Origin of the sequence: Vibrio sp. R78045 (genome assembly GCF_042466085.1) — a bacterium.
In the GTDB taxonomy this organism is placed as follows: Bacteria; Pseudomonadota; Gammaproteobacteria; order Enterobacterales; family Vibrionaceae; genus Vibrio; species Vibrio cyclitrophicus.
The window spans coordinates 602,986-618,192 of the sequence record NZ_JAXHBS010000013.1 but is presented as its reverse complement, the minus strand read 5'-3'; the positions used below and the strand labels follow the sequence as shown (position 1 = coordinate 618,192).

The window sequence follows — 15,207 nt, the reverse complement described above, 5'->3', positions numbered from 1 at the left end:
CTATTTGGATCCAGTTATGCAGCCTATTGATGTCGGTGACCTACAGTTAAACGATCAACATGAAACTCGTCAAACCGCCTTGTTTCATGCAATCAGAGAGAAGATCGTTCAAAATTTATGGAGCAGAGGCTATAAGTTACCTTCAACGCGTAAATTGGCTATTGAGTTGTCTGTGAGCCGAAATACGGTGATTTACGCGTATGAACAGCTGGTCACAGAAGGCTATATCGAGAGCAAGAAAGGTTCAGGCTTTTATGTGTCGGTTGAGCAGCCAGAGTATTTCTTGAGTTTCTCTCAATCGAACGGTATTCAGAGTTCACATGATGTGAGTGCAGAGGTTGATATGCCAAGTAGCGCGCGAGTGACACCCAATGATATCAACCGAAGTTTTGCACCGGGAGTTCCTGACTTGAATGCTTTCCCTTTTACTAAGTGGCAAAGACTGTTACAACGCCACTCTGAGCGTCAGAGCATCGCGGGGAATCAAGACGTCCAGGGAAGTTTGGCATTGAGAGAAGCGTTGAGCGGTTACCTTGCAAGTAGCCGTTCAGTTCGCTGTCATGCCGATAGAATTATTATTACGGCAGGTGCGCAGCAAGCGATTTCAATAGGTTTAATGGCGACGTTGGAGGTGGGCGATAAGATTCTTATGGAAGAGCCTGGCTATCGACAAGTACATAAAATTGTTGATCTATTCAAGCTTGAATTGGATGGTGTGAGTGTCCGAGAAAAAGTTGGCCTTGATATTGAAAAAATACTCGCCAGCGATGCTAAGGCCTTGTATGTCACCCCCAGTAATCAATACCCGATGGGTACAACACTTAACACAGATCAGCGTTTAAAACTTATCGATTGGGCCAACAAACATGAGTCTTGGATCATTGAGGACGACTACGACAGTGAGTTTCAGTTTGCTCATCGCCCTTATACCAGTATGCAAGGCTTGGCAGGGAAACTGGGGTTTGATGATCGAATCATTTATGTTGGCTCGATGAGTAAGGTGATGTTCAATGGCCTTCGTTTAGGTTACTTGGTGGTACCAGAACAATTAGTTACTAAGTGTTTGGAGATTAAAGACGCGCTCAGTGGAGACACGGCCTCACATACGCAAGCAGCATTAGCTGATTTTGTTCGTGAAGGTGACTTATTAAGACATATCAGAAAGATGCGTCGTTTATACAAACTCAAATATGAAGCGATGATCGAGGCCATTGATAGCGAATTTAATGGTGATCTTGAGGTGGTCAGTCAAGCGGCAGGGCTACATGTTATGGTTAAATGGTTAAATGGGATATCAGAGCAAGAGTGGAGCCGTAAAGCAGAGCAAGAAAATATTGTGATTCGACCGTTTGATTTTTACGAATATGGATCGAGTGCTGGGCGTGATTGGAGCGCGGTGGTATTGGGTTTTGGCAACATCTCGTTAGATGATGTGAAGCCGAAGATCAAAGAGATCGCTCGGCTTTTTTATCAATAGTGCTCTGATTTTGACATTATTGCTTTGAATTTGATAGGCGGCTTCTAAGCTTTATCAAGAATGGTTGCGAACGTTACCTTACAATTTGTCGATAGAAACCGTTGGTTTACCTAGCCACTTGCGCCAAGGGAGTGACAGTGTCACAAAGGTGATAACCGCGTAGAGCATTGACCAACCTAAGCAGATAAAAACCAAGGTACAAATAACGAGAGCAACCATAGCTGTGTATCTCGATGTTCCAGTTAACAAGCGACAAGCCGCTAACATTGCGAGCAGATAAACCAGAACAAAAATACCATTAGCAAGCTTGAGAAAGAATTCAAGATCCAAATCAGATAGTTCACCAATTACGCACGATATAAGCGCAATAAAGCCAATCGCTAGGGTTGGGTAAAGCGGTACGCCATGGCTGTTAAGTTTTGCCATTCGGCTTTCTGGTCTGTGTTGGCGTGCCTGAGCCCAGATCATTCTAGATAAGCTTTGAGTATAAAGGTTTAAGCTCGCAAAACATGCGAAGAATCCTAGAACGCTTATCACCGTTTTAAATCCATTACCAAACAGTTGTTCCGTAACCCATGGGATTGAAGTCGCATCAAACTCAGGCGAACCGTAAGCACCCACTTTGATGATGACCACCGAGCAAGCCCAATAGACGATGCCCGCGACAAAGCACCCAGCGATGATCGCGATTGGAAAATCACGTTGTGGGTTTTTAAACTCTTCACCCATGTGAGCAAAAGCTTCTATGCCAACAAAACACCAAAACATCACCGCAAGCGCTGCACCAATTGACCATATTGAATCTGATGTAATTGCAGGAATAACAACATCAGTAGCCCCGATATCAGCTTTCCAGACAAAAGCGCTGACTAAAGCAAATATTGAAAGTGCAATAATCGTTTGCAGTCGGCCAGACGACTTGCTGCCCATGAGGTTAACCACAATAAGCAGTGCAACGGTAATGAATTGCGCTCCAAGAGGCGTATCGAGTGGCGCAGGTAATAGCTGTTGAGCAAAACCTCCGGCTAATGCAATGGCGGCAGGTATACCCACAGGAACGACACTTACGAATAACCATGCAACACTTGTTTCTAAACGTTCGCTGAATGCCTGACGGACAAAATAAGCTGTGCCACCCGCATTCGGGTAGCGTTTCCCTAACGCTGCAAAGGTAAGCGCAATTGGACAGATTGCGATAAACAATATCAACCAAGCTAACAGTGATAATTGTCCTGCGATTCCTGCGGCGATGGCTGGAATCATAAATAACCCAGTACCTAGCAAAGTGGTTGAGAGTTGTCCGATTCCTGAGATCAAGGTGATCTCTTGTTTGAGTTGCGTCATTCGCTGTCCTTGCTGATGGTGCGGTGTTGTTTTCAGTTAGAATTGAGGTGCAGAGTGCATATTCTGCATTGTGATTGAAAGCATACATTGTCGCTATCAATAATGCAGCTAGCGAAACGTCTTAAGAGGCGGTCATTTTAACGGTATTGATTCAATTCAACGTGAAAGTGTCGGCTGTTCTATCGAGGAAAACTGTGTCAAATTAGTCCCTATAAATAGAACAATAATGGAAGTCATCGCAATCATGGATAAATTTGATCGGCAAATTTTAGATATCCTCAAAATTAATGCTCGATGCTCAGTGAGCGATATTGCTAGAGACGTGAGCCTTTCTCGCTCTGCAGTCAATGCTAGAATCAAGAAATTAGAAAACGATAAGGTGATTACAGGGTATTGCGCGCAGATAGCGGAACCTGATCAACCTAAGAATGTGTGCGCTTATATTACATTGAAGTTTGATCTAGCGAGTAGTAACCACAGTTGTGAGTCTTACGCGAAACGTATCCAGAGTATTGACGGGGTTCAATGGTGCCATTCGATCAGCGGTGAGACGGATATGATGTTGTACATCGAAGTGGAAAGCATGAAGCACTTGAATCAAGTCCGCGATCAATTGCAAAGTTACCCAGATCTTCGCCACCTAATGACGCATACGGTTTTGACCGAGTTTTTTAACAAACAGAATTCGTTAGGCCGTTCATGTTAGGAGTGATCGACTGCGCTAAGAGCGTCAACATGGTTAGGAGCTTCAATCTTGCTAGGAGCCTAAATTTTGCTAAGTAATGTAAATTTAAACTTGCTGCGCTCGCTGCATGTGCTCCTTGAAGAGTGCCATGTAAGCCGTGCAGCTCAGCGCCTGCACATAACGCAATCGGCGGTGAGTCGCCAATTGGCTCAACTTAGAGACTTGTGTGGTGACCCTCTCCTTGTTCGTGATGGCAACAAGCTGGTTCCTACCAATCGAGCTCTGCTTCTCAAGGGAAAACTGGATGATTTGTTGGGTGAGTTCGACCATTTATTGGATGATAAACCCTTTGAACCACAAGACTGGCAGGGTGAATTGGTGTTATCGTCCAGCGATTATGTTGCTCAGTATATTCTTCCTGTCATTGTCTCTGAAGTCTCTGCAGAAGCCCCAAATATTAATTTGGCTTACCGTTTATGGCAGCCCAATTATCTTGAAGCGCTAAACGAGTCGGGTATTCATTTAGCTTCCAGCATGTTTCCCAAAAAACCAGAGCAAGTATCGAGCATTAAGCTTGGTGAAGATAAATCGGTGTGTTTGATGCGTAAGTCTCATCCGCTCGCTCAGCAATTAGCCTTGAGTGCGAAGGATATCGTTAATTACTCACATATTAAAGTGACGGGTGGCGGAGACAAAGACAGTTACGCGGATATTGCATTAAAGAAACAAAATCTTAAACGTAGAGTTGCTTTACAGGTTCCGTTTTTCTCGTCGGCAGGCACGGTGTTGATGCAAGATGATTATCTAATGATTGTGCCTGAACATATCGCTCATAACTTAGGACGACACCTAGAGACTACTTATTTTTCTTTGCCGTTTGATACTGAAATGCATACCTATTGGCTGATGTGGCACCCTAAGTATGACAACGACTCTGCACACAAATGGGCACGAGAGAAGGCATTCCAGGCTATGCAAAAATCGAGTTACAATATAAGTATGATTTCAAATCATAACTATGATGATGATCTTTGATTTCAAAGAATACTTTCTGCGAATTATTGTAAATAGCAAGTACAAGGCGTTCAGTCAGAGCGTATGTTTTTACTAGGAATGGAATGATGACAGTAACAATTTGGTTTTCTTTATTGGCGATTTGTTTATTGGGCGCGATGTCTCCAGGCCCAAGCTTAGCGATGATCGCTAAGCATAGTTTGGCTGGTGGCCGTATGAATGGGCTTGTTGCTGCTTGGTCACACGCCGCTGGCATTGGTATTTATGCGTTCGCAACGATTGTTGGTTTGGCGGTGTTACTTGAACAATCACCAATGTTATTTAAAGGTATCAGTATAGCGGGCGCTGCGTATCTGCTATACCTTGGTGTGAATGCGTTGCGTTCGAAAGGTGGCGTAGCTGCGAAATTGGAAGCGGGTGAGCAGATGAGCTACATGCAATCTGCGCGTGAGGCTTTCTTGATCTCTATTCTGAGCCCAAAGATCGCGCTGTTCTTCATCGCTCTGTTTAGCCAATTTGTTGCACTAGGTAATGAGCTAACTAATAAAGTAATTATTGTTTCAACCCCGTTGATTGTTGATGGCCTTTGGTACACCTTCATCACATTGGTGTTGTCTAGCCCATTGATTGTTGAGCGTATTCGCTCGAAAGCTCAATTGATCGATCGACTGTCTGGTGTAGTTTTGATTTTGTTGGCTGTTCGTGTGGTGTGGACGATTTAGAAGTAAGTCATTTCTCGCGATAACAGGTTTCTATTAAAAAGGCTCACTAGACGTTGTCCAGTGAGCCTTTACTTTTCAAATCAATGGATGTACTAGCCTTCCGAGTTCAGCACTGCATCAAGCTTCGTCATTGAGTCCGAAAAGTAAGGGTTGTAGGTTAGGCGTGCATGGTTTTTCCCATCCTCAATATAACCCCACGCTGAGTACCAAACTTCACTATTATCGATACATTGCTCTTCAAAACCTTCTGCTTGTCCGTTAGAACAAATTCTCTTACTACCATTGACTCCGTAGTACGGGTTGTTGGGTGAGAACAGTAAGCCCATGTGAGAACCATTAGAAATGCGCTGATCTGGAATCTTCATACTGTATTGAATAGCGCGAGGATCTTCGAGTGTCGCTTCCCCTAGCCAAATCAACACATTGTTTGGGTTTGGCATCGATCGACTAAACGCTTGCTGGACAAATTTGGTGTCAATGACACTATCGCCTTCGCTCATCATAATAAAAACAGGTTTGTCGAAGTGTTTATCTTGTAGATCTTCGCGAACCACTTCTGATGTTTCATAGTAAACCGAAGCGCCATTCATTGGCAGCGAGTTATAGCGCAGTATATTGTCTTCAGGATCTTGGTCAGCCCAAGTAATAAAATAACTTGCTAGACCTGCGTATTGCACGGCTGATGAGCTTGGTTGAAATGCAGGGGAGAATAGCAATAGCCCTGAGATCTTTGGGTCGTTCATCGCCTGTGAAGTCACTAGATTTGCACCTGTTGAATAACCGCCAAGCCACACAGAATCATATTCCTGCTCAAGTAACTGAGTATGGTGAGCTACGACACCTTGCCAATCTTCCAAGCTTGGTTGCATTAAGTCGCCCACACGACTGCCGTGACCGGGAAGTAATACCGTTCTCACAAGGTAACCTTGTTCTGCTAGATGCGTGGCGATATCTTTAAATGAGTAGGGTGAGTCGCCTAATCCATGGACTAACAATACGGCTTTCCCGTTAGGAGAAACGGGTTGATATTCTGCCGGAGAATTAAGTTGAATCTCTAACTGCTTATTTTCGGTCATGAACACGCGATTTCTCAGCAACCAATCTTGAGTGTCACTGATGTATGCGTCAAAAGTATCTTGTTGATATTCAGGCAAGTTTGGGGAGGTTTCGTAAGCGGGTTCAATGGTCTCGCTGGAGCAACCAACGAGACCTAAAGTCGTTAAGGCAATGAGCGTAATAATGGTCTTTCTGGTCATTATTTAATGTTGTCTCTATCGTGTTTTATTTTGAAGCAAAAGCTTAGACTATTTTTTGTTTGAAAGGTCTTCGTATTCGCCTTCAATAACACCAGCATCACTGGTTGATGACTGACGAGTGTTCATATGAGCTGAGAAACCTTGTTTCTTCATTTGATTCTGAATGCGCTTGCCAGTAATTAAAGCTGCAATAGCTAAAGGAATAGCAAGGAGCAAGCTAGTGAATAACGCCAATAGGCCAGTAAACAGCGCAACAATCGTAACTAATATATTTTTCATATTCATTCCTCTTTTCTCTATGTTGTTACTATATCGCTTCTATTCTGAACGAAACATGAACATCGTTAATTAATCTCATAGAGTCACTATGACACAGGTGTGTTTGAATTGAGGGTTTATATGTAGTCATAATCACGCACTAAAAATATGGAATTTGCTTTAGCTGTTTAAAATCAGCCACTTAAAAGTTGGCACGCTTGATGCTCTATAGGGTTTGGAATAAGTCACTGTAAGCAAAGTACTTACAGCTAATAAAAATTACTGGGAGCCCTATATGTTCTGTATTCAATGTGAACAAACCATTCAAACCCCAACCTTAAAAGGCTGTTCTTTCGCACAAGGTATGTGTGGAAAAACGTCTGAAGTATCCGATCTTCAAGATGTGTTGGTGCATTCTCTTCAAGGTGTTTCTTTTTGGGCAAATTTAGGTCGCGCTTGCGATGTTATTGATACTGAAATTGATGAGTGGGCGCCAAAAGCATTCTTCGCAACACTGACTAATGTTAACTTCGACCCTGCGCGTATTATCGAGTTTGCACAACAATCTCACGAGTTTAAGCAGCGTCTAGAGCAACAGGTACGTGCGGCTGCTACATTGATCGGCTTTGAAATCCCAGCACTTTCGGCTGCTGCGCAATTCGATCTTCCAACAGATTCTTCAGAGCTATTGGCACTTGCACCTCAAGCTGCGGTAAACCGTGGTCACGACTCTCAACATGAAGATGTGATCGGTCTTCGCCTTCTTTGCCTATACGGTCTAAAAGGTGCGGCAGCATACATGGAGCACGCGCGTGTTCTTGGTCAAACTGACAATGCTATTTTTGCTGAATACCACGAAATCATGGCTTTCTTAGGTACTGATCCATCTGACCTAAAACAACTGCTAGATACATCTATGCAGATTGGCTTGATGAACTACAAAGTAATGGAAATGCTGGATAAAGGTGAGACAGATACATTTGGTCACCCTCAACCAACAACCGTGAACGTGAAGACTAAGAAAGGTCACTGTATTCTTGTTTCTGGCCACGACTTGCATGATCTAGAAAAGATCCTTCAACAAACGGAAGGCAAGGGTATCAATGTTTACACTAACGGTGAGATGTTACCTGCACACGGCTACCCTGAACTGAACAAGTACCCACACCTTGCGGGTAACTACGGCAGCGCTTGGCAGAACCAGCAAAAAGAGTTTGCGAACTTCCCTGGTGCTATCGTAATGACATCTAACTGCCTACTTAACCCAGATGTAGGTTCTTACGCAGACCGTCTGTTTACGCGTAGCATCGTAGGCTGGCCGGGTGTTGCACACCTTGAAGGCGACGATTTCAGCGCAGTAATCGACTGTGCACTGGCGCAAGAAGGTTTTAAACACGACGAGATCGAGCAAATGATCACTGTCGGTTTTGGTCGTAACGCATTGATGGAAGCGGCACCTGCGGTTGTTGAGCAAGTGAAAGAAGGCAACATCAAACATTTCTTCCTAGTCGGTGGTTGTGACGGTGACAAATCTGAACGTAGCTACTACACAGACTTCACAGCTCAAGCGCCAGAAGATTCAGTCATCTTAACGCTTGCGTGTGGTAAATTCCGCTTCAACAAAAATCAATTCGGTGACATTAACGGTATCCCACGTCTGCTCGATGTAGGTCAATGTAACGATGCTTACTCAGCTATTCAGCTTGCTCTAGCACTGTCTAAAGAGTTTGATTGTGGCATTAACGAACTTCCGTTAACGCTGGTTTTATCTTGGTTCGAGCAAAAAGCGATTGTTATCCTGCTTACTCTGTTCGCTCTTGGTGTGAAAGGTATTTACACGGGCCCAACAGCGCCAGCTTTCCTAACAGAAAATCTACTAAAGATTATTCAAGACGAGTTCGATATGCGTTCTATCTCAACGCCAGAACAAGATCTTAAAACAATCTTAGCGGCTTAATTTAGGCCAACTCAAAGCCCCGTTGTTGTGACGTTTTTCTAAAACAGACAACGGCGGGGTTTTTTAGATTTAAATCTTTAGTCATTTAATCATTAGCAAGGTACACGAACTATGTATGCATGGTCGGATAGCGATTCAATCAATTTAGTGTGTTTAAAGAAATGGCACGAGACGCCAGATACGGTCAGCTTTGAGCTTGGCCGCATTCCACAAGACTTACATTTCAACTTTAAGCCAGGGCAGTTCATTACCTTGGGTTTGGATATGCCGACGAAAACCGATTACCGTGCCTATTCTGTAGCATCTTGTCCTGAAGATAACCGCCTGAAGCTGACGGTAAAGCGTGTGGAAGGTGGTTTGGTTTCGAACTTTATTGTTGATGAACTTGATGAAGGTGATGAGGTTTCTGTATTGAAGCCAGCAGGTACGTTTAACTGTATTGATTGCATGCCAACGGCAACACAGAAAGTAACGCTAGTGAGTGCAGGTTGTGGTATCACACCTGTGATGGCGATGGCAAAGTATTGGTTGGCTCAAGGTAGTGATATTGAAATCGATTTTGTTCACATGGCACGTAATCGACGCGAGACCATCTACTTTGAAGAGCTTAACCAACTTGATGAGACACATGCGAACTTCAATTTAAGATTACTGCTGAAAGACAGTGAAGGAACAAAGGCTCCTCAAGGCCGATTAGATAAGAATTGGTTAGTGAAACTGAGCCCAGATATCTTAGATAGAACGGTTTATCTGTGTGGGCCTGTAGGCTTCATGCAAGACATAGAAAACTACCTGAAAGAACTTGAGTTCAACATGGATAACTTTTATCAAGAAAGTTTTACTCCAGCGACTCAAACTAATGATTCACTAGCCAATAGCAATACTGCTTCAGAAGAATCACAAGCGGAAGCGTCTGCAGATTCAAATGGTGCCGTTAAGGTGTTTGTTCCTGCCTTTGGCGCAGAAGTAGAAGCGGAGGCGGGCACACCACTCGCTGATTCATTAGAGAAAGCAGGCGTTCCGATTATTATTGCTTGTCGCAGTGGGATTTGTGGTTCGTGTAAGTGTAAAGTAACCAAAGGTTCGGTGGAGTCAAGCAGCCAAGAGACTTTGACGCCAGAACAGATTGAGCAAGGTTATGTACTCGCGTGTTCGAGCTCGATTCAGTCAGATGTTGAGATTGAGTTGTAACAGACGTGAAGTGAAGCTTTCCAAGAGTGATGAGGATAAAGTTCTTGTAATAGCGATAAAAGTTAGCTTGCCAGATGTAAAAAGGCCACTTAGATCAGATAGAGAGAGCAGATCTAAGTGGCAACCTTCCTATTTATACGGGGGAGTAAAACAAGAAGGGTTGCAAAGCCCGTTACAGACCCTGCAGATATAATTATTATGTTGTGGAGCTGGTTACCTAAAACTGTTTATAGAATCTAAGGAAGTCATAGAATCTAAGCAATTTACAGATTCTAAGCAGTTTTTATACTTCAGGGTAAGTCTTGTAGCGCACACCCATCATTTGTTCCATACAGTGAACAACCTGACAGCTGTAGCCAAACTCGTTGTCGTACCAAATATACAACACGGCGCGGTTGTCTTGTGCGATAGTCGCAACACCGTCAACCACACCAGGGTGGCGAGAGCCAACCAAGTCCGTCGATACAATCTCAGTCGAGTCTGTGTAATCGATTTGTGCAGACAAAGCAGAAGACAGCGCCATTTCACGCAGGTACTCGTTCAACTCTTCTTTGTTTGTGCCTTTCTCAAGGTTTAGGTTCGCAACTGCCATTGAAACGTTTGGCGTAGGTACGCGAATCGCATTACCTGTTAGCTTACCTTCCATTTCCGGCATCGCTTTTGATACTGCTTTAGCAGCGCCAGTCGATGTCAAAACCATGTTCAGTGACGCAGCACGACCACGACGATCACCCGAGTGGAAGTTATCGATTAGGTTTTGATCATTGGTGAATGAGTGCACCGTTTCGATGTGACCAGACAGCACGCCAAACTTGTCGTGAACCGCTTTCAATACTGGAGTGATTGCGTTAGTAGTACAGCTTGCTGCAGAGATGATGGTGTCTTCTGGCTGAATAACATTTTCATTCACACCAAATACCACGTTCTTGATATCGCCTTTACCTGGCGCAGTCAGTAGAACTTTCTTCGCACCATTACACGCAACGTGTTGGCTTAGGCCTTCCGCATCACGCCATACGCCTGTGTTATCAACCACAAGTGCGTTTTCAATACCGTAAGCCGTGTAATCCACGTCTTCTGGTTTGTTTGCGTAGATAACTTGGATGAAGTTACCGTTAACGATGATCGCTTTGCGTTCTTGGTCTACAACAATGCTGCCGTTGAATTGGCCGTGTACAGAGTCACGACGAAGCAGGCTAGCACGTTTTTCTAGGTCGCCATCTTTGCCGCCACGTACAACGATTGCACGCAAACGCAGTGGATAACCCGGGCCACTTTTCTCGATCAACAGACGAGTGAGCAGTCGGCCAATACGACCAAAACCGTATAATACAACGTCACGAGGTTCTGTCATCGCATCGCCTTTAAGCGATTCGATGAGTGCAGTTTGTAGGAAATCATCCAACCCGTTTGTGTCTTCGCGATCTTGCCAGAATGCATGAGCAAGACGACCAACATCGATGCGACATGGAGATAGCTCCATAGAGAGAAGGTGTTGAATGATTGGTTGAGTCTGTTCTGCTGTAAGAGGAGAACCAGTGTAACGTTTTGCGATACGGTGAGCTTTGATGATGTCGATAGTTGTCGCGTTAACCAGGGTCTTACCGAAGAGGATAACCTCTACGCCTTTTTGACGGTATAACTGACCTAAAGTTGGGGCGATGGATTCAGCAATAGTTTGACTAGTTTGCCAGTCTAGGAGGTGCTTTTCGGGACTCATCTTTACTCGGGACCTTTCACGTTAAGTTTCTGCATTCATGGCGGTTGTAGGGAAGCCAATCAGCATAGGGGATTTAAGGCATCAGGCTGTGGTCTTTATTGCCACTTAAATGTGCTTGATATGCCTTGTGTGCAACTTGTAATTTTTATGTGGCAGGATTGTAAGGTACGACGGGTTATTCTGCTAGGAAAAATAAATGCAGATAAATTATCTATAAAATTCCGATATAGTAGCCAAAAATCAACATTTTAGTGTTAATAAAGGCTATTGACTTTAACAATCTGTAGTACTTATTTTTCGACAAAAAATACTTATCTCAAAATATGATATGAAAACCTGGCCATGGTGAACACTAAAGGTGTGATCATGAACACGAGTTACACGTAAAAAGTAAACGACAAATAAGGCAATCAACGAGTTTTCCTATTCGACCTTTGAACAAGCTGAAGTTGAGTGCGGAAAGTACGTAACGCAAGCGTTTAGGTGTCACAAATTTAACCCAACTAACGGCTTGGTTAATATGTAGAATTATTATTGACTGCTGAATCAAACCAATGAGCTTTCCGGTCCACGCGTTCTATGAGTGATAATAACTCGATAATGCGTCGTTTCTTTAAGCTTCAATTGTTTAAAGCTCAGTTATATACACTCTTCATGCTGATACCTCATTTGTTTTTGGGAGTCGTTCTCCCTTTACCCTCTGATATGGATACCAGCGGCGGCTAATTTGTCATTCTGGGCTCGGAGTATCGTTTGTTCATATCCAATTTGATCAATAACTCCGGTTAATGTCCTATTCTTAACTTAGGCTAGAAAAAATCACTTACGGGAAGGGAGTCGTTATAAAAATGATAAACATGTCAATTAGATGGCGTCTTATTTTTCTTTCCACCGTTTCTGTATTCATCATGCTTGGATTTACAGTCAATGAAGTGTTGAAGAACGATAAAAAAATGAGTCACCTTGAGACAACCCGCATTAAGGTTGAAGCGCTTCAATCTTTTAATACTATTTCAAGTGATGCGTATCGATGGTTGGTTCTGTCTAATGATTCCCCCGAAAAAAGCCAATTACTATCAAGACTGCAAACTGAACTTGATAGGCTATCTCAGTTCGAGAGAAGACTTCAATCGCTCGACACTACTTGGACCGTCGAACCACAATTGTTAGAACTGAAGCGTGTGTTAGTTAGCCTAGGTGGAGCTGTAAAAAGTACAGGCGCAATTCCAAACAATGACAATACACAGCTAACAGAGCGCGCTTTCGATTTGCTAAAAGATGTATTAATGGAGTTGTCCGAATATCACATTAATTTAGTCGATGAAAAAATCAGTCAAACCGATGCGGTGTTTATCAATCTCACTAATTACGTATTTTGGACACAGAGAGAAGCGTGGTTGAGTTACCGCTTATATCGTTCTCCAGAACTGAAAGATCAATATCTGTTGAGTTATGTGGGTGCTTTAGAAAGGCAGCAACAGCTGTTAGCGACGTTTTTTCGCTCGGGTAGTCGCTCGCCTGAAATTAGAACACTATTAAAGACGTTTTCCAAAGACGAATTTCAAGACAGTTTTACTGGACGAATTCTGAAAGGAGATTTCTCGTCACCTGAAATATATGAGCATGTTGAAGGTTTAGAACGAAAGAAGCAGGCCATTTCAGAAGCGGTGAGTGCTTACACTCAACAACTTCAATCTGATTTGACCAGAAATATTGCGTTGCAGAAAAGACAAACTTTGATTATGACATTATTGATTCTTGTCGTTTCAGGTGTTTTGCTATGGTTGGGTATCGCGACTTCTTTACGTTTAAACCGAAACTTATCACTCATTTTAAAAGGGGTTTCTGAATGTGCGGATAGTTACGGTAAGCCTACGGTTATTGAAGTGAAAGGTAACGATGAGCTAGCCGAGTTTACTCAAACCCTGAATCGAGTAATGGAGCGTAATCATCAACACAATAAAGAGCTAATTGAAGCAAAAGAGGATGCGATTTCGGCAAACAAAGCGAAAAGCGCGTTCTTAGCTAATATGTCTCATGAGATACGAACGCCGCTCAATGGCATTATCGGTATGGCCGAGATCTTATCCCAGAGCCAACTGAGTGCTAACCAACAAGAGGTACTCGAAGATATAGAATCGTCTTCACATTCGTTGTTGGTGCTGCTCAATGATATTCTCGATCTTTCTAAGATAGAGTCTGGCAACCTAATGCTGTCGCCACATAATGCCGATTTGCGAGAAGCGGTTTATGACTCAGTGAGTGTGATTTTGTCGAAAGCGATAAGTAAAGATATTGAACTCGATATCAATATTGACGCTCAAACCCCACGACAACTGTTTTTCGATGAATACCGCGTTCGACAAGTGCTGACAAACCTGTTGTCTAATGCCATCAAATTTACGTCTAAGGGAATCATTACAACGGATATTGCTTATACACCGATGTCTATGGGCAGAGGTAAGCTCGAGTGTAGTGTATCTGATACCGGGATTGGAATTGAGCCTGAGAAGTTAGAATCCATTTTCGAACCCTTCACCCAAGAAGATGGCAGCATTACACGCCAATTTGGCGGCACAGGGTTAGGGCTTGCGATTTGTCGTCAACTTGTGGATTTGATGGGCGGTTATATTACCGCGCGTTCGCTGAAAGGAGAGGGCTCGACGTTTACTTTTTGTCTGTATGTCGATGTCGTTGAAACTCATGTCCAAACTTTCGAGACTTTAAGTCATGCGACTATTATCTCGAACTCTTTTAATTATCTCGATCAACTGGTTAAAGAGTGTGGTCGCTTGAACATCAAACCTAACGTTGTTTCATCTATATCGGCACTTGATGAGAGCTTAAAAGAAAGTGACTTGGTTTTTTATTGTCACACGCTACATCACTCTATGAGGAAAGATCTTGCAGCGTTAAAGGAGTTATATCCACTGACACGCGTCATTGTGTGTCAGCATCATTTATTTAAAACCAATCTCATACCAGAATCGGTCCACTCGACCCATACATTACCTTTTTTAGGAAGACGATTCCTAAACAGCCTGCAGTCTCTTGATATAGGTGAAGAGCAAGCACCACAGGTGGTATCAAAGGATGAAGAAGTTCGTGCCTTGAATCGACGTATTTTAATTGTTGAAGATAACCTGATGAATCAGAAAATAGCCAGTTTCTTCTTGGAGCAAGCGGGCTATGAATATTTGATTGCCAGTAATGGGCAAGAAGCGGTCGATGTGATAACCCAAGGAGCTCAGTTTGATGCAATCTTAATGGATTGTATGATGCCGGTTATGGACGGTATAACGGCGACTCGAGCGATCCGACAGTGGGAACTCGATCAGCAAGCTATACCACTGCCTATTATTGCGTTAACCGCTAGTGTATTAGAAGAAGACATCAAAGATTGCTTTGAAGCAGGAATGAACGCTTATTTACCGAAACCTTATAAGTCTCATCAGCTTTATGATCTCTTTAGTAGTCTTGATATCGTCTAGTCGTTTTGTTGCCGAGCTCAGTTTTCATTGAGTGATGTTATTGTGAAGCGCCTTTAACGTTCTCTATAGCGCCATAGAGCTTCATTATTAAA

Annotated in this window: 11 protein-coding genes; 7 read left to right on the top strand and 4 right to left on the bottom strand. The window is 43.2% G+C overall.

The window, feature by feature from the left end:
- Window positions 1–16: 16 nt before the first annotated feature.
- Entirely contained in the window at window positions 17–1,477 is a 1,461-nt protein-coding gene (locus tag SJY39_RS13355) for a PLP-dependent aminotransferase family protein (protein ID WP_016795857.1), read from the top strand.
- Window positions 1,478–1,555: 78 nt separating this feature from the next.
- On the opposite strand, the gene yjeH is transcribed toward SJY39_RS13355, so the two are convergent.
- Window positions 1,556–2,821, bottom strand: a complete 1,266-nt coding sequence (gene yjeH, locus SJY39_RS13350; RefSeq protein ID WP_016769125.1) for an L-methionine/branched-chain amino acid transporter — start codon at window positions 2,819–2,821, stop codon at window positions 1,556–1,558.
- A 244-nt stretch (window positions 2,822–3,065) separates the two neighbouring features.
- Here yjeH and SJY39_RS13345 point away from each other — a divergent pair, with 244 nt between their 5' ends.
- The 3 genes from SJY39_RS13345 to SJY39_RS13335 all read left to right on the top strand — a co-directional run bounded on the left by SJY39_RS13345 (window position 3,066) and on the right by SJY39_RS13335 (window position 5,242).
- Window positions 3,066–3,527 carry an Lrp/AsnC family transcriptional regulator gene (locus SJY39_RS13345; protein WP_029189134.1) on the top strand — a complete coding sequence of 154 codons (462 nt, stop codon included), beginning with the start codon at window positions 3,066–3,068 and terminating at the stop codon, window positions 3,525–3,527.
- A gap of 66 nt (window positions 3,528–3,593) precedes the next feature.
- Window positions 3,594–4,541, top strand: coding sequence for a LysR family transcriptional regulator (locus SJY39_RS13340; RefSeq protein WP_016788883.1), 948 nt, complete (start codon window positions 3,594–3,596; stop codon window positions 4,539–4,541).
- An 86-nt stretch (window positions 4,542–4,627) separates the two neighbouring features.
- Window positions 4,628–5,242 (top strand): LysE family translocator, encoded by a 615-nt coding sequence (locus SJY39_RS13335; protein WP_010428606.1) that lies wholly within the window; start codon window positions 4,628–4,630, stop codon window positions 5,240–5,242.
- A 92-nt stretch (window positions 5,243–5,334) separates the two neighbouring features.
- On the opposite strand, the gene SJY39_RS13330 is transcribed toward SJY39_RS13335, so the two are convergent.
- Window positions 5,335–6,498, bottom strand: coding sequence for a carboxylesterase (locus SJY39_RS13330; protein ID WP_016788884.1), 1,164 nt, complete (start codon window positions 6,496–6,498; stop codon window positions 5,335–5,337).
- A 48-nt stretch (window positions 6,499–6,546) separates the two neighbouring features.
- Window positions 6,547–6,777 carry a hypothetical protein gene (locus SJY39_RS13325; protein ID WP_010428611.1) on the bottom strand — a complete coding sequence of 77 codons (231 nt, stop codon included), beginning with the start codon at window positions 6,775–6,777 and terminating at the stop codon, window positions 6,547–6,549.
- Window positions 6,778–7,051: 274 nt separating this feature from the next.
- On the opposite strand from SJY39_RS13325, the gene hcp reads away from it, so the two are divergent.
- Both hcp and SJY39_RS13315 read left to right on the top strand, forming a co-directional pair.
- Complete coding sequence (gene hcp, locus SJY39_RS13320; RefSeq protein WP_010428613.1) at window positions 7,052–8,713, top strand: hydroxylamine reductase; 1,662 nt, start codon at window positions 7,052–7,054, stop codon at window positions 8,711–8,713.
- Between the two features lie 111 nt (window positions 8,714–8,824).
- Window positions 8,825–9,904, top strand: a complete 1,080-nt coding sequence (locus tag SJY39_RS13315; protein ID WP_016769129.1) for a hybrid-cluster NAD(P)-dependent oxidoreductase — start codon at window positions 8,825–8,827, stop codon at window positions 9,902–9,904.
- 283 nt (window positions 9,905–10,187) lie between these two features.
- On the opposite strand, the gene SJY39_RS13310 is transcribed toward SJY39_RS13315, so the two are convergent.
- Window positions 10,188–11,624, bottom strand: a complete 1,437-nt coding sequence (locus tag SJY39_RS13310; RefSeq protein ID WP_010428618.1) for a glyceraldehyde-3-phosphate dehydrogenase — start codon at window positions 11,622–11,624, stop codon at window positions 10,188–10,190.
- A gap of 908 nt (window positions 11,625–12,532) precedes the next feature.
- On the opposite strand from SJY39_RS13310, the gene SJY39_RS13305 reads away from it, so the two are divergent.
- Window positions 12,533–15,115, top strand: coding sequence for an ATP-binding protein (locus SJY39_RS13305; protein WP_016786461.1), 2,583 nt, complete (start codon window positions 12,533–12,535; stop codon window positions 15,113–15,115).
- Window positions 15,116–15,207 lie beyond the last annotated feature (92 nt).

Excerpts from the sequence above, each read along its gene's own strand:
- yjeH (WP_016769125.1), bottom strand. The coding sequence starts at position 2,821 with ATGACGCAACTCAAACAAGAGATCACCTTGATCTCAGGAATCGGACAA.
- SJY39_RS13305 (WP_016786461.1), top strand. The coding sequence starts at position 12,533 with ATGCTTGGATTTACAGTCAATGAAGTGTTGAAGAACGATAAAAAAATG.
- SJY39_RS13325 (WP_010428611.1), bottom strand. The coding sequence starts at position 6,777 with ATGAAAAATATATTAGTTACGATTGTTGCGCTGTTTACTGGCCTATTG.
- SJY39_RS13345 (WP_029189134.1), top strand. The coding sequence starts at position 3,066 with ATGGATAAATTTGATCGGCAAATTTTAGATATCCTCAAAATTAATGCT.
- SJY39_RS13315 (WP_016769129.1), top strand. The coding sequence starts at position 8,825 with ATGTATGCATGGTCGGATAGCGATTCAATCAATTTAGTGTGTTTAAAG.
- SJY39_RS13355 (WP_016795857.1), top strand. The coding sequence starts at position 17 with ATGCAGCCTATTGATGTCGGTGACCTACAGTTAAACGATCAACATGAA.
- SJY39_RS13310 (WP_010428618.1), bottom strand. The coding sequence starts at position 11,624 with ATGAGTCCCGAAAAGCACCTCCTAGACTGGCAAACTAGTCAAACTATT.
- SJY39_RS13335 (WP_010428606.1), top strand. The coding sequence starts at position 4,628 with ATGACAGTAACAATTTGGTTTTCTTTATTGGCGATTTGTTTATTGGGC.
- hcp (WP_010428613.1), top strand. The coding sequence starts at position 7,052 with ATGTTCTGTATTCAATGTGAACAAACCATTCAAACCCCAACCTTAAAA.
- SJY39_RS13330 (WP_016788884.1), bottom strand. The coding sequence starts at position 6,498 with ATGACCAGAAAGACCATTATTACGCTCATTGCCTTAACGACTTTAGGT.